The following is a 15,592-nucleotide window of genomic DNA, read 5'->3' as shown; positions in this document are numbered from 1 at the left end:
TGATCATTTTTTGACAGGTATTAATTATAGTTTAAGAATAGAAAGCCCGCCACCTGCACAATGAGCAGGTGCTGAAAGCATTATTTTTTATTGTAGATGGATGATTTTTATCTGATCTTCCTGATTGACATATTTCCCTCTCCGGGTATTAACTCCAGGTTATTCAGCTGGCATATGACCTCCAGAATATTACGCAGTGAATCTGTTTTCATCACCTGCCCGGTGAAATACGCTCCGTCAACATCGCTGTGCTCATAATGGATACTCACCCCGAAAGCTGTCTGTAGTTTATTGAGTACTGTATATAACGGTGCATTATTGAATGCCATCAGCACCGCATGTTTTGTAACAGTTGTTTTTGAAATATGGTCACTACCGGCATTCGCCTTTGTTACCGAATAGGTATGCCGGGAACTATCAAAATGAAACGCTTCACCAGGTAATAAACAAATATCTTCTTTAGCGGTCCCGTCTTTTGTTCGCACCAATACCTTCCCTGTTTCCAGTTTCACCATTACCTGCTGCGGCGCTTGTGCGTCTACGGTGAACACAGTGCCCAATGCTGTGGTGACAATATTGCCGGCATAAACGGTAAACGGATGATGCTCATCGGCCTGCACGCTGAATGCAGCCTTACCCTGTAACGTAACATCTCTTGCGGCATTCTCCGAAAACGACAACGTTGCAGCCGGTTCCATGGTCACCTGAGATCCTTCAGGCAAGCTGATCTTCACGATTTTTCCGGTAGTATTACGGATGAACTTCACATGCTGCACCACAGCTATTGGATGATGCCCTTTTCTTTGCAGTTGACTGTAATAAATCATACCCAGCCCTGCCAGCATGATGAGTCCTGCAACCGCAGCAACCCGCGGCAGCATCCTGCGATATATACTGCCGGATACCCTCAAACGCGGTACAGTCGCCTGCTGCCGTTCCTGCGCCTCCATTTTGTGGTGCAGTTGATTTAATATAGAAGCGGTCTTCTCCGGTGTCAGCACCTGCTCACCACTGTCCACAGTCCGATCAAAATCTTCCCGCAACCACTGCTGCAATATCCCCTCTTCTCCCCACTCCTCCGTAGTTTCCGAACGTGTCACATCGGCCGCCTTTTTTTTTCGGTCTTTCATTTTCTGTATCAGTGCGATGATGTGTTTCATGTCTTTCAAATATAAAAAGTAAGATGCCGGGAAAAAGAGGGGTAAGAAGAAGGTTACGGAATTGTTAACAAAAAAAGACGGGCTTATTACAGATACACGGTCAGAAAGAGTGCGCCCCAAACCGGTACCATACCCTGGCTGGAGGCGATGTAGGTGCGTATAGACTTAACGGAAGCCTGTAGATATTCTTTTACGGTATGATGTGAAATACCCAGGATATGAGAAACTTCACTGGCTGTTTTACCTTCCAGCCTGCATAACTGAAATACTTCCTTTTTGCGGGGAGGCAGATTTTCTATAGCCTCGTTAATCAATGTCAGCCGGGCTTCCCGAAGATCAGGGTTATCATCTTCCATTGTATCCAGGATAGATGGATAGGCCACCAGTTTCGATTTTTCAGCGGCTGCCTTTTTTAAATACTGTAATGATTTATTATAGCTAACCACAAACAACCATTTGCCCGCTCCCTGCGACAGGTCCAGCTCATGCCGGCTATTCCAGAAACTCATAAATACTTCCTGAAGAATATCTTCTGCAATGTCGTGCTGCTCTACCAACCGGCAGATGTTCCTAAAAACGGCATGATGATACTGATCATAGATCATATCAAAAGCTTTCACATCAGCTGAGTTCAGAAAGGAAGTCAAGGTTGTGCTTATTTTACTTTACGATAGAATTTCTCGACAAACAAAAGTACAATTGAACCTATAAAGTAGCGACTGGATGACATTAAATAATAATTATCAGTCAGTACCTATCTTCTTGTTGTGCCCGTTAAAAAAATACTTGTCAATTTTCCGGTTGTCCGGCGGACAGCGTAGAAATACTTTTGTGGAAGTAATTAAAATAACTGACCATGGAACTGAGCTTTGACCGGATGTATAAGGCTTCCATCGAAAAGGACGCCACTTTTGAAGGAGTATTTTTTACCGCCGTAAAAACAACCGGCATCTTCTGCCGCCCCTCCTGCCATGCGCGAAAACCCAAACCGGAAAACATTGAATTTTTCCCGACCTCCAAAGCGTGTATACTGAAAGGTTACCGGCCCTGTAAAGTATGCCACCCGCTGGAGAAACTCAACCAGACACCAGCAGCAATACAGCAACTCTTACAGGAGCTGTCCGCTGATCCGGGTACCAAATACAAGGATGCAGACCTTATCCGGCGCGGCATAGAACCCCATCAGATAAGACGCTGGTTTATTAAAAATCACGGCATCACCTTTCATGCCTATCAGCGTATGTTCAGGATCAATTCTGCCTTTAAAAAAATACAGCAGGGTGAATCCGTCACTGAGGCTGCTTATGATGCCGGTTTCGAATCCCTCAGCGGCTTCGGTGATTCCTTTAAAAACATCTTTGGTGTCTCTCCTAAAAAAAGCAGGACACAACGGGTCATCGATCTTAAACGGCTGGAAACACCATTAGGCACCATGTACGCCTGTGCTGTGGAAGAAGGTATCTGCCTGCTCGAATTTACCGACAGGAAAATGCTGGAAACAGAATTCCGGTACCTGTCCCGCACCCTGAATGCTACCATTGTACAGGGCGACAACCCACACTTCGAAACACTGGAATCTCAGCTGAAAAACTATTTCGAAGGACAACGCAAAACATTCACGGTGCCTTTATTCACGCCAGGGTCCGTATTTCAGCAATCTGTCTGGAAGGCCCTGCAGCAGGTGTCTTACGGCACCACCCAAACCTATAAAACCCAGGCCACCACGCTGGGAAACCCGGATGCTGTAAGGGCTGTGGCCAATGCCAACGGCATGAACAAAATATCCATCCTCATCCCCTGTCATCGTATCATCGGCACCAATGGTAACCTGACCGGCTACGGCGGCGGTATCTGGCGTAAACAGTGGCTGCTCGACTTCGAAAAAGCCAACTGCTGATTTTTTTATTTAACACCATCACTTTATGACATCCTCTTCTTCCACTATCAACAAGTGGTATGCGCTGCTTATTGTCCTTACCGCGCCACTCTTATATGTGATAGACATTTTTATCATCAACATCGCCATCCCTACGATCAAAAGCAGTCTGCATGCCACCGATGGCGAAGTACAGCTGGTGATAGCCGCTTATCTGCTGGGCAGCGCCTGCTTCCTGATCACGGGTGGCAGGGCCGGGGATTATCTTGGCAAAAAGAAAGTTTTCTTCTGGGGCATGGGCTGGTTTACGCTCACCTCCTGTTTATGTGGTTTATGTCAAACAGCTACCCAGTTGAACATTGCCCGTTTTCTTCAGGGAGTCAGTTCAGCGTTTATGGTCACGCAGTCTATTTCCCTGATACAGGTGCTTTTTCCGGATGCAGCTGAAAGAGCCAAAGCTATTGGCTGGTATGGCATTACATTGAGTATTGCCGCTATCATCGGGCAGATGCTGGGTGGTTACCTCTCCCAGACACAGGTGGCCATTGAAGGCTGGAGACTGATCTTTTTTATCAACCTGCCCGTAGGAGTGGCCGCTATGTGGGCTATCCGTCGTTACCTGCAGGAAACGGAGAAAACAGATCAGGTAAAATTTGATTATCCCGGAGCGATTGTGCTCACGGCAGCACTGGGCTGCCTGATCTATTCCATCACGGAAGGCCGCGAACAACACTGGCCACGGTGGAGTTTTCTGCTGATGGTTTTATCATTGGTATTGCTGGGCATATTTGTGTATGTGCAGCAGCGGAAGCTGGCCGCCAATCAGGGACCGCTGATCAATCTCCAATTATTTAAACAGCCGGCATTTAATATTGGGTTACTGGCGGTACTTTTCCACTTTATGCTGCATACCGCTTACCTGCTGATGATGGCGGTATTCCTGCAGAACGGACTGGGCATCTCTGCACTGGCCTGCGGCGCCTGTTTTATTCCGCATGCTTTGTTGTTTATGCTATCGTCTGTAGTAGCTTCCCGGTTACTGGTTACCTATGGTAAACGGGTGCTGCAAACAGGTTTGCTGATCATTCTGCTGGCTTTTCTGTTGCAGCTCTTTTATGGCAGCAGTCAGCATCATCCGTTGTTATCAGTATCGTTTATTGCGATATATGGGCTTGGCAATGGCCTGGTGCTGCCTTTTCTGTTGAACATTGTGTTGGACAATGTGCCGGTGGAAGATGCCGGTGCTGCTTCGGGCATTTTCTCTACCTTTCAGCAAACAGCATCCGGACTGGGCATCAGTATTATTGGCGGGATATTTTTTGCGATACTGGAGTCCGGACAAGATCCTCAGATATATGCCACTGCCTTGCGCTACGGCCTTATCGCAGGAATGGCCTGTCTGTTCATAGTAGCCCTGATGTTATACTGGTTGCCCCACAAACCAGCCACGAAATAATTTAGAAAAAAATACTTTTTTTTGATAATACTGCCTTAACTTACAGTATAACCAAAATTACTGAACCATACTTTCAACAGTGAATAATATTCCCGTGTAATCTTTACCGTAGTGAACAATGGAGAAGGGTAATAGTTACTGTTAACCATATTACGTTTTACCATCAGCATATGTACTGCCCTGGCCTGTTACAGGCTCTGGAAGGTCATGTCTTGTAAAAAAATAGTATAAGCAAAAGCTGTCTCCTGCCACCATTAAAAATTACGATCCATGAAAATGAAAGCACACCTTATCTTTATGATGATAGCTGTCATGGCTATCTTCTCCTGCAGTAAAAATATGCAGGAAACCCTTCCTGCCAACGCCCGTTCACAGAACCAGCTCCAGCAGACCATTGTACCACCCGCGTCCAGTTACGCCGTAGCCCTGGCCGGTAATGGTTTTGTAACCACACTTCCTGCCGGCGGCGCAGAAGTGATCACCAACAACGGGCTGGGCAACTGGACCAATGCCGGCAGCATCACCAGCACCTATTTCCGCCTCGGCCTCACCGGTCAGCTTAATGTGGCCGTACGCATGAAAGTGCCCAGCGGCACCAGTAATATCCAGGTGACCGTCAACGGTACCGTCTTTACAAAAACCGTTACCGGTAAAGCCTATACGGATTACAACATCGGTACCGTAAACATTACCAGCGCCGGTTATGTAAAAGTAGACCTGCAGGGTATCAGCAAAAGCGGCAGCTACTTCGGCGATGTGTCTCATATCATCATCAGCGGCAGCGCCACTACCAGCAACGTAGTATATGCCAACGATTCTGCCAACTACTACTGGTCCAGACGCGGCCCATCCGTACATCTCAACTACCCCATTCCTTCCGGCACAACGGCAGAATGGTTCTATAACGAAGTAACCGTGCCCGCAGGAGAAGACAAAATCGGCTCTTACTTTATGAGCAACGGCTTCAACGGCGGTTATTTCGGCATCCAGGTCAACAGTGCCACCGAAAGACGTGTCCTGTTCTCCATCTGGGACCCCGCTGTTGGTAAAACCACGCTCGTACGGAAAGGCATCAACGTAGTAGACAACTCCTTCGGCGGCGAGGGTACCGGTGGCCAGAGTTATCTGGTATTCAACTGGCAGGCAGGTACCACCTATAAGTTCCTTACTCATATCTTGCCCGATGGCGCAGGCGGCTCCGATTTCTCCGCCTGGATCTATACACCGGAAACAGCCGGCTGGCGCTTTATCGCCACCTGGAAACAACCCAACACCACCACCTACCACAGCGGATTATATTCCTTCCTGGAAAACTTCAATGATACAAACGGCTATCTCGGCAGAAGCGGACAATACAACAACCAATGGATCCGGTCCACCACCGGCATATGGACAGAAATCACCAGCGCCAGATTCACCGCTGATGCCACCGCCACCAATGACCAGCGCAGAGACTACGCTGGCGGCGTAGACAACAGCACCGGCCGGTTTTTCCTCAAAAACGGCGGCTTCTTCTCTGACTATGTTAACTACAACACTACTTTCACGCGCACCGCTACCGGTGTAGCACCAACAGTGAACCTGAATACTTTACCCTGATGGCTGGCAACGGCTGTTGCTTAATTGAGTAGGAGGTGTAGGATTAATTCCTACACCGTCCCCTCCAGCCACCGTACGTACGGTCCCGTATACGGCGGCCCATCAGAATAATACAGTTGGAAGGGTACTTAACTCAGCAAGGGGTAAGTACCCTTCCCGTTTTAGTAAGGATTTGTTCAGAGCGCGTTGTAATATGGGACTTCCGCTTATTCGCCACGACCCTTTTCTTGTGTTACCCCATTGATATGCCTGCCAGTTGGGCGTCCCCAACTTTATAAGCATTGCCACTTTCGTCCTCGGTAACCTCCATTGCTTCCAGTGACATTGCCTGATCCGCCGCTGAACCCATTGATCTAGTTCTTTGAACAGGCTCTTTGCTTCGTTCAGTTTAAAGTAGTTTGACCAACCCCGGTTTAATTGCCTCAACAGCTCATAACGCTTGTACATGGCGTATGGCTTGCTTCGAGAGGTAATTTCACGGACTTTGGACTTGTACCTTGCTATGCTACTCCGGGCAATCGTCAGTCCCTTTTCTCCCTTCTTGTGGTAGAAGCTATAGCCTAGTGTCTTTCCCTTCCAGGGCCGTGTTACTGTGCTCTTACTCCGGTTCACTTCCAGTTTCAGCTCCTTCTCAATGTACATACTTACGCTATCCAGAACCCGCGCAGCGCTCCGTTTGCTCCGCAGGAACACGCACACATCATCGGCGTATCTTACAAAACGGTGACCTCGCATTTCCAGCTCTTTATCCAGTTTGTCCAACAGTACGTTGGACAGTATCGGGCTTAGAGGGCCTCCCTGCGGAGTTCCTTCTCTGTTTACCGTTGCTATCCCATCCATCATAACTCCTGCTTTCAGGTAACTATGGATCAGACGTAACACACGCCTGTCCTTTATTCGCTGACCCAGCAGATTCATCAGATAGCTGTGGTTCACACGGTCAAAGAACTTTGCCATGTCAATGTCTACTACATGACTGTAGCCTGCATTTACGTAGTCCCGCGCTTTTAATAATGCCTGATGCGCGTTTCGTTTTGCCCTGAACCCATAGCTGTTTTCGCTGAACGTTTCATCATAGATAATTGTCAGTTGCTGTGCTATAGCCTGTTGTATTAACCTGTCCAGTAAGGTGGGGATGCCCAATGTCCTTGTTCCACCTGATGGCTTAGGTATATCAACTCTCCTTACTGCAGATGGTTGATAGTTTCCTTCCTCTATCCTTGCTTTCACCGAAGGCCAGACCTTTTGTAAATGGGATTTAAATCCTTCGATCCCGATCCCGTCTACTCCGCCACTGCCCTTATTCGCCATTACCCGTTCATAGGCACGGCGGACATTACGGTTATCAAGTATGCGTTCCAGTAACTCCATTTAACATCTGCATTTTTTTTCCTGTCCTGTCCGCCTTGTTTCTTTCTTTCCGTCAAAGTGTAACTCAGCGCTTATTAATACCTTCAGGCTTCCAGCCCTATACTCTTAATATAGCCTTACCTAATGAGTAAGTTTTCTGCTTTCATGGCAACACTCCCAGTTCCAGATTTACTCCAAAGCTCCTGATGTCTGGCCCTTTCCTGTTTAGGCGACAGGTACTACGACCAGAGCTGACTTCTGTAAAACCTGCAATGGCATCTCTGCCATCCATTGCCCCTTAGTGGATACGCGTCTCCTTAAGGCAGCAGTTGCACAGATCTCCCCGGGTAAGAACGCAAACTTTCTCTCCATATGCCTGTCAGATTTACAGCTAAATGTCTCCGATAGTATAGGGCTTTGTTTTGTGTAGCAAACTCGCCCAACATTTAACTGCCTCTCATCTGCTTCCTGTTCGTCAGGCCGGAGATTTACCTTAGGCTTCCTTCAGATTCCTTCTCACGAAGGACACCCTTGCCATCAGTTAACGCTTCCTACTATCAAGGCGCGTTCGGGACTTCCACCCTAGAGTTTGCGCCCGTGCCGGGCGCACTACAAAACAAAAACACCCTTTTGCAAAAGGGTGTTTTTGTTTTAACACATCCGGTTAACTATTAATGCTCATTATTCGTATATCCTACGCTTAGCTCTACCGTCCCATTATTGATATCCTCCTGAGTAATGGTATAGGGACCGCTAGCCAATATCCCCCCAGGCCATGGGGTAAATGACTTGTATCGCAGTTGTATCTCATCTCCCACTGAAACAACTACATTCGTACTGGATGTAGGACAACTTATATAGTTGTAAGCGCTCGTATTATGATTAATAACATACGCCCTGTCTGACGCGAGAATGCTACACAGAGGACTTACTGTCTCACTACCATTATCACGGTAGATATAGATAGCATTCACAACAATAGAAACAGAACGGCGACCATGTACATCAGCGGAAACAGGATTTTTCTTTACGCCGGTATTTTTCTTCGTAGGCAGATTTTCTTTTGCTGTCAGTACTTGTACAATAAGCAGCATGGAAACGAATAGCGATAACTTTTTCATGTTTAGCTTTTTTTTATGAGGGTGAAAAAAAGAGGAATGATAGTGCATGCTACATACACACTATAAGCAGGATTCCTTAATAAAGTAGTTACGAAGCTATAAATCACTACTGCATACCCTATGCGGTTGGTAACAGAATTTGTATAGCACTACTGCATACTGTATGCAGTTGGGCCCCTGCTATATCAAACTTTTCAAGACTAATATTTCCGTTCTGTTGTATACATCACCAACTCCTCCAGTGCATGGCGCACGGACGATTCCGGGAATTCATACAAAATATCCAAAGCCTCCTGACGATAGGAAAGCATCTTTTGTTCCGCATAAGCAAAACCGCCGGCTTCCTTCACAGTCTTCTGCAGAAAATTCATATCGTCCGCAGTTACCTGATCTTGCTTTATAAGCTGTAACAACTTTCTTTTCGTACTCCCATCACAGTTATTTAAAGTATAAATCAGCGGAAGAGTGACTTTTCTTTCTTTAATATCATTACCCAACGGCTTTCCCACATCAGCAGTACCATAGTCAAACAGATCATCCTTAATCTGAAAAGCCATCCCTACCTTTTCTCCAAACAATCCTATTTTTTCAATCTGCTGCTCATCTGTAAAAGTAGAGGCAGCTCCTGCTTCACAGGCTGCGCTCAGCAAAGTAGCCGTTTTCTGTCGTATGATATCATAATATACATCTTCACGGAGATTTAGTTTTTGGGTTTTCCCCAACTGCATCAACTCCCCTGCAATCGTCTGTTCAATCGCTTTTGAGAAAATCTGTAAGGTCTTATGATCACCATTGATCAGTGGAAGCAACACCGCTTTTATAAAGAGGTTATCACCGGCAAAAACAGCTGCACGGCTTTTCCATAGTGCATTCACAGAAAAAGCACCCCTTCTCGTCATGGAGTCGTCTACAATATCATCATGAATAAGAGAGGCTGTATGTACAATTTCCACCATGGCCGCGGCCCGGTAACTAATATCATTCAGCGCTCCTCCCAACCGTGCACACAACAATAAAAAAACCGGTCTTAGCTGTTTTCCTTTTGTATGGATCAGATATCCGGTAATCCTATCCAGCATTGGCACGCTGCTATGCAGCTCTTCTATTAAATAGTGCTCTGCTTTTTTAAATTCAGCTGCGATAATTTCCTTTGCCAATAACATTTTATCTGTCGTTTGATAATCTGGATAAAGAGGTTTTGAGCCTATGCCACCAGTTACCTGTTGGCTTGTCGGCTGCCTCACTAATATCTATCAGTTGTCTCTCTTTTCGCACGGCCACCGTTCCATGATGACCAGGCCAGTTGGAAGATATACGTTCAAATTTTCCGAGCGAAACCATCTTATCAAGTATCCTGACGCCATCCAGGCAATCTTCAAAGATGACCACAGGTAAAGGCTGATAGGCAGGAGTAGATCTGATATACCGGCTAAAGAAATAGGGATCAAGGTCCCCGAATTCATCATTAAAAACCAGCGGCGCTTCAATAAGCTGGCCTGTCTGCTTATGTTCAAAACCACAATGGAAACCGTGCAAAAAATAGGACCAGTTACCCATTACTCCGCGACTTCCTAATTTCTTCCCAAATGACTCCCAGGGATATTTTCTGTCAATCGAAATGGCAAGTTTCCTGCCCAGTTCAAAAACAAGTAGCTCAGATAATGTTCTGTAATCCAATGCACACTGCTCAAAAAAATCCTGATGCTCTTCTATCTCTCTGTCTGTAATCAGCGGTAATATCCCAATGATGGGATCACTTGTATAAATCGCAACAGAACACTCCTGCAGACTATCTTTCCACACTTTTCCGATTTGTTCTCTTTGCGACTGCATCGATCCTTCGAAAATCAGTTTCAGCTCCTTTATCCGTGGTATTGCGCGAATATATTCCAAAGAAGGCAGCTGCTCTTCCAAATGAATCGTTACAATTTCCGTTATCCTCTCCATGCTGTTTTTAGGTAAGATGATATACTACAATACAGTTCTGCAATTAAAAATAGTCCATCCAAAACTATATCATCCATTTTATTTATACTTGCTCTTTCAACCGATACCATGGCAAACTCTCCACTGATAGACCAACAGCTGCTCCTGGAACGCTTTGACACCAAAGGCGGCTGGACCTTTATCCGCCTTCCCCAACTTCCCAAGGGGCCCAACAGCTATTTCGGTATGCGTAAAGTGCGTGGGTTTATCGACAACCATGAACTGGCCCCCTGCAACCTGATGCCTTTTAAAAAAGGAATCATGATGTTGCCGGTGAAAGCGGCCATCCGGAAGCAGATAAAAAAAGAAGCTGGTGATCATGTCCGGCTGGTACTATATCCTGTAGGGGAACAGCTGCCACAGGCTATTCCGGAAGATTTTCTGGAATGTCTGAACGACGAACCGGCAGCCCAGCGCACTTTTCAGGCTATGTCGGCAGAAGAGCAGGAAAAATGCCTGCAATGGATCATGGAGGTAACAGTGGAAGATGCGCGGATACAACGTATGGCAGATGCCATCAACCACCTCGCGGCAGGCAGGAGTTATCAGGGGAATAAAAAATAAAAAAGCGGCAGTAACATCAGTTACTGCCGCTTTTGATTTATAGGAAGATGATTAATTTTTCTTCACTTGTATGATCTGCAATCCGGCAGTACCGCTGGCAACGAAGATAATATCGTTGTTGATGGCTACAAGGTTGGAAGATGCAGGCAATGCTACAGTGCCTACTAAAGACAGGTCCTTTTTCTGCAACACAACGAGGCCGTCGGCACCGTTGGCGAGATATACAAAACACTGGTCAATAGTAGCGCCGTTGGTAAGACCTTTACCTTTGTGCTGGTAGCGGGCCACGATGCTGCCATCGCTCAGTTTCACCTTGGATACGCCGTATTTGCTGAGGGTGATGTAAGCATATTCATCATCCATTACCACCACGTTTTTACCATCGAGCGGTGTCACCTGGAGGTCCAGTTTGTAGTCTTTCATACCACCGCCATTGCTGAAGACTTTCAGGTGTACTTCTGTTTCCGCAACGGTCAGGAAAGCATTTTGTTTACCATTGGTGGCCAGGTATTTTGCTTTTTCGTCAGGCTGGGAAGTAAGGATGCTCAGGCTGTTGTAGTCCAGAGAGAACAAACCACCACCGGTAGCACCGGTAACAACCCACAGGTTGCCACTGGCAGGTAGTACGGAGTTACCGCTGAAACTGGGCAACGGAGCTTCTGCAAAAGTATTTTGTCCTGCCAGCATATCACCGGAGAAAGGTATCTTTTCAATGATAGCACCACGGGTATTGTTCTCTTTGTATTTAGACTTATCAGGATTGCGCTGACCTACGGCGAACAGGCGGCTGTCATCCAGGCCCAGACCGTTGAACTCAGCATCTTTGAAAGTCACCAGTTGCACAATGGAAGGACGTACCGGGTTGCTCACATTGTATACTTCCAGCGCGCCGGCATAAGTTTCGCCATTCTGATGGTAAGACACATAAGCATATCCGTTTCTGAAACGAACATCTGTAGCGCTCAGTTTATTACCGCCAACAACAGGAGCCGCTACATTGGCAATCAGTGTAAAGGAAGCACTGTTGCTGCAGTAGGTGTTCTTGCCGGCACCAGGATTACACTCGGTGGTAGCAATATATTTGTCGCCGTTAACAGTCACTTCCGGACCTTTACGACCGTTCATGATACTGATACCTGCCGGATCATTGATATCCAGCTTGCCGTCCAGCACACCACCACCATTTACAGTGATTTTACCGCTCACGTCTACACGCGCATAAGCGTTGTCACCGCCATAGATAGCATCGTTTACAAACAGTTCTTTTACTTTCAGGTAAGCACCACCAGTCATATAGATGGCACCTTTGCCATTGATATAAAGGGTATTGCCTGACTGCATATAGCCGTTGTTGTTAACGCGGGAATTACTGTTGATGTTACCACCAACGATCACCCGGCAGTTATTGGTATTAGTAGAGTTGCCATTGAATGACAGTTCTTTCTGTATTTTCAGCAATCCTTCGTTGAGGAAAAAACGATTTACGTTCACGTTGTTGTTGACAGTGATTTCTCCACCATTGGTGAAAGCACCCTGTCCGTTTACGTTGATGCCGTTGAGGGTGATAATACCGTAGTTAACAAATTCTCCGTTGATGCTTAGTTCACTGTTCAGGGAGAAGTTGTTGGAGTAGTTGGTCACTTTTACGCCGTTCTGAATACTGAGGTCGTTGGCAGAAAATTTACCGCCAGCGGTGATGATGATCTCGCCTTTGTTGCCGCTGATCCATTGCAGGTTAACGGTGCCGCATATACGCAAAGTACCACCTTTCATATTGATACCACCGTTGAATACAGCGCCGCTTTCCACACATACTACTTCGCCGTTGCCTACTTCCAGCGTGGCGTTTACGTTGCCGCTGATAGTGCGGGTGCAACCGCTCTGGCAATCCGGAGCAGTGGTAGTTTTGGCCATAGTAGCCATAGTCTGGCGGACCATACCGTCAGGCCCTGCAAACTCCAGGGACTGACTGGACAGCGCAAGGCGGCTGTTCAGCACACCGGCATCTGTTACTTCTTCGATACGGGCATCGCTTTCGGGGGTTGTCATTTGTTGCTGCAGCTCTTTACTGCAGCTTACCATCGCCAGCAAGGCGAACAAACAAAATGTGTAGAGGTAATGTTGCTTCATTCTCATGTCTAATCTAAATGATAAAATTCCCTGTTAATATTTACAATCCATATTCCAATGCTTTACGGGAGGTCTTGGCGGGGTTCCATGGATCCTTATAGGATGAATAGAACAATAACTCCCTGATATAGGCCACCGTACGTACTATCCGCATATAATAGCCTACATAAACGGTGAGTGCCGGAACATACAGCAACAGCGGCAGGTCTTTCTTCTTCTGTTTGCTGATCGCCAGTGCTATCATAAACTGCATCAGGTTCATGATAAAATACATGACCAGTTTGATGGGTAACACAAATATCAGCGCCGTGAAGTTGAACAGTATCAGTCCGATGACATACACCACCCAGATAAAATCAGCAATCACGTTGAAGTATATATTTTCCACGAAGGCCAGAAAATTCAGCATGCTGAAATTTCTGCCGGGAAAGAAAACATCCCGGTGCTTACGCAGACGGAACCGGATGATAGACTTGTTCCAGCGCAGTCTTTGTTTGGTAAGCCCTTTCCAGGTTTCGGGCACATTCGTCAAACAAACCGCTTCTTCTTCGAATATAATTCTGAAGCCCAGTTTACGGATACGGATGGTGATATCTCCATCCAGTCCGGGACCGATATCCCAGCCGCCGATACGGCGCAACAATGCTGTGGGGAAAGCACCAAAGGCTCCGGATATAATTTTGTAGATGCCCAGCCAGGACAATACAATACGGCCCACATGCACGGAGTTAAGATATTCCAGCGCCTGCAGCGAGGTACACAGATTCTTTCCGCTATTGCGCACTTTTACATTTCCCCCTACTCCACCTACATTTTCATAGCGGAAAAACGGGAGCAGTATTTTTTCTACAGCATCAGGTGCCAGAGATGAATCGGCGTCCAGATGTACCACATATTGTCCTTTGGCATATCGTAATCCGAAATTGGCTGCGCTGGCTTTACCGCCCCGTTCGGGGTTGCGCAGGTACAGGTTAATCAACCCGTTCTTCTGCAGGTCCCGGCATATCAGCGGTGTATTATCATCAGAACCATCATCTACGATGATCAGCTCATAGTTGCGATAGGTTTGTGCTGCCAGCGACTTTACCAGGGCATAGATATGTTTACCCTCGTTTTTGCCCGGCACCAGCACGGTTATCAGCGGATTTTCCGTAAACAGTCTTTCTCTGGCAGCCTTCCACTCACTCCGGGTGAGCCATCGCTGCAGGCGGGAAAAGACCACGCCTATCAGGTCACCCAGCACATAACGGGGAAACTCGATAAACAGCACAAACCAGAACAATCGTATCATACTGCGGTCGTCCAGCGCGTGAAAAAAGTCATACAGATAAGTCCACATATCCAGGGTTGTATTAAGATGCCATAATACCGGCAAGCAGGTCGTACCGGCTTTCGTTCCAGATAGTTTGTACACCGGCAGGGGTAAGCGCATATTCATACACGATATGCTCCTTCAGCTGATCAATAGGTGTAACATGTTTACAGCTTACGCAGAAAGCGGAGATATCCGGTTCCTGAAACGCATTGTAGCAGGTCTGGCAGGTCATCATCATGGAAGGACGGTCGTAGTCGGTGCCCAGGTGGCCCAGTGACTGGCTGCATTTGGGACAGCTCAGATGGTCGCCATGTACATAATCGCTTTCAGGGCCTACGTTGGCACACATAAAGTGATGTATCACATGCTCTGCATGCAGGTGATGAGAGTGGCAGGAAGGACAGGTCTCCCGGTAGTTGAGATAACCACTGGAGCAGTGACCGCACAGATGCAGTTTGTCCACAAATTTCCTCGACAGCAGGTTATGCTGAATGGCATATTGCAATATTCTTTCGTACTCCTGAAACTGGCTATGGGAAAAGTTTACATCAAAGACAGGCAACATATAGCCTGTCAGTGAGTACCTGGAAGGTACCGGAGTGAGGTTACGGTTTCGGCTATACGCAAAACGCATAGCTTTCAGCAGCGGTAAAGCCATACCTGGCTGCAGCTGGTGGTTATCGCTCCATTTTTCAACAAGTTGTTCCACACGGCCCAGCAGCGGCAGGTGTGCTACTATGGAAACACTGTTGAGCAGACCGTCAGACAGTTCTGCAAGCATTTCCTTTTCCTGACAGTGCTGCCAGTTGATTACAAACACCGGTTTGAGGTAACCGGCGGGATCGTTGGTGGCACGTATATTTTTGAGCAAATCCAGACATTCCTTTTCATTACCTGCATCCAGTATCGCGGCATCAAAGCCAGGCAGGATGGCCGGAGTCACTTCACTGCATTGTTGTACAAACAGCAGGTGTTTATCAAATTCGTGAAGGATGAGCGTTGCGTCTTTTATTGTTGCTATCATATCTTGTCTGT

The 15,592-nt window shown here is 46.9% G+C and carries 13 protein-coding genes; 4 read left to right on the top strand and 9 right to left on the bottom strand.

Annotation, left to right across the window (positions count from 1 at the left end; all coding sequences use genetic code 11):
- Positions 1-107: 107 nt before the first annotated feature.
- Entirely contained in the window at positions 108-1,160 is a 1,053-nt protein-coding gene (locus KD145_RS27300) for a FecR family protein (protein ID WP_212002977.1), read from the bottom strand.
- 86 nt (positions 1,161-1,246) lie between these two features.
- On the bottom strand, positions 1,247-1,807 hold the full coding sequence (locus tag KD145_RS27295; protein ID WP_212002976.1) for an RNA polymerase sigma factor: 561 nt from the start codon (positions 1,805-1,807) through the stop codon (positions 1,247-1,249).
- 209 nt (positions 1,808-2,016) lie between these two features.
- Between KD145_RS27295 and KD145_RS27290 the strand changes: the two genes are divergently transcribed.
- The 3 genes from KD145_RS27290 to KD145_RS27280 all read left to right on the top strand — a co-directional run bounded on the left by KD145_RS27290 (position 2,017) and on the right by KD145_RS27280 (position 6,091).
- Complete coding sequence (locus KD145_RS27290) at positions 2,017-3,057, top strand: bifunctional transcriptional activator/DNA repair enzyme AdaA (RefSeq protein ID WP_212002975.1); 1,041 nt, start codon at positions 2,017-2,019, stop codon at positions 3,055-3,057.
- Between the two features lie 25 nt (positions 3,058-3,082).
- Positions 3,083-4,492 (top strand): MFS transporter, encoded by a 1,410-nt coding sequence (locus KD145_RS27285; protein ID WP_212002974.1) that lies wholly within the window; start codon positions 3,083-3,085, stop codon positions 4,490-4,492.
- A gap of 270 nt (positions 4,493-4,762) precedes the next feature.
- On the top strand, positions 4,763-6,091 hold the full coding sequence (locus KD145_RS27280; protein WP_212002973.1) for a DUF3472 domain-containing protein: 1,329 nt from the start codon (positions 4,763-4,765) through the stop codon (positions 6,089-6,091).
- Positions 6,092-6,193: 102 nt separating this feature from the next.
- On the opposite strand, the gene ltrA is transcribed toward KD145_RS27280, so the two are convergent.
- From ltrA to KD145_RS27260, 4 genes are all read right to left on the bottom strand, one after another.
- Positions 6,194-7,462, bottom strand: coding sequence for a group II intron reverse transcriptase/maturase (gene ltrA / locus KD145_RS27275; protein ID WP_212001735.1), 1,269 nt, complete (start codon positions 7,460-7,462; stop codon positions 6,194-6,196).
- A gap of 650 nt (positions 7,463-8,112) precedes the next feature.
- On the bottom strand, positions 8,113-8,562 hold the full coding sequence (locus tag KD145_RS27270) for a hypothetical protein (protein ID WP_212002972.1): 450 nt from the start codon (positions 8,560-8,562) through the stop codon (positions 8,113-8,115).
- A gap of 200 nt (positions 8,563-8,762) precedes the next feature.
- Complete coding sequence (locus tag KD145_RS27265; RefSeq protein ID WP_249219584.1) at positions 8,763-9,806, bottom strand: polyprenyl synthetase family protein; 1,044 nt, start codon at positions 9,804-9,806, stop codon at positions 8,763-8,765.
- On the bottom strand, positions 9,727-10,509 hold the full coding sequence (locus KD145_RS27260; protein ID WP_212002971.1) for a hypothetical protein: 783 nt from the start codon (positions 10,507-10,509) through the stop codon (positions 9,727-9,729). Before KD145_RS27260 ends, KD145_RS27265 begins: the two co-directional genes overlap by 80 nt.
- A gap of 108 nt (positions 10,510-10,617) precedes the next feature.
- Between KD145_RS27260 and KD145_RS27255 the strand changes: the two genes are divergently transcribed.
- Positions 10,618-11,112: a YdeI/OmpD-associated family protein gene (locus KD145_RS27255; RefSeq protein WP_212002970.1), complete on the top strand. Its 495-nt coding sequence runs from the start codon at positions 10,618-10,620 to the stop codon at positions 11,110-11,112.
- A gap of 51 nt (positions 11,113-11,163) precedes the next feature.
- On the opposite strand, the gene KD145_RS27250 is transcribed toward KD145_RS27255, so the two are convergent.
- From KD145_RS27250 to KD145_RS27240, 3 genes are read right to left on the bottom strand one after another with little or no spacing between them, the layout of a single operon-like run.
- Positions 11,164-13,248, bottom strand: coding sequence for a hypothetical protein (locus KD145_RS27250; protein ID WP_212002969.1), 2,085 nt, complete (start codon positions 13,246-13,248; stop codon positions 11,164-11,166).
- Positions 13,249-13,282: 34 nt separating this feature from the next.
- Positions 13,283-14,656 carry a glycosyltransferase family 2 protein gene (locus KD145_RS27245; RefSeq protein WP_212002968.1) on the bottom strand — a complete coding sequence of 458 codons (1,374 nt, stop codon included), beginning with the start codon at positions 14,654-14,656 and terminating at the stop codon, positions 13,283-13,285.
- Positions 14,595-15,581 (bottom strand): hypothetical protein, encoded by a 987-nt coding sequence (locus tag KD145_RS27240; RefSeq protein WP_212002967.1) that lies wholly within the window; start codon positions 15,579-15,581, stop codon positions 14,595-14,597. The genes KD145_RS27245 and KD145_RS27240 overlap by 62 nt, the downstream gene beginning before the upstream one ends.
- Positions 15,582-15,592: the final 11 nt, after the last annotated feature.

The organism is Chitinophaga sp. HK235, assembly GCF_018255755.1.
Taxonomy (GTDB): Bacteria; Bacteroidota; Bacteroidia; order Chitinophagales; family Chitinophagaceae; genus Chitinophaga.
This window is presented reverse-complemented; position numbering and strand designations above follow the sequence as displayed.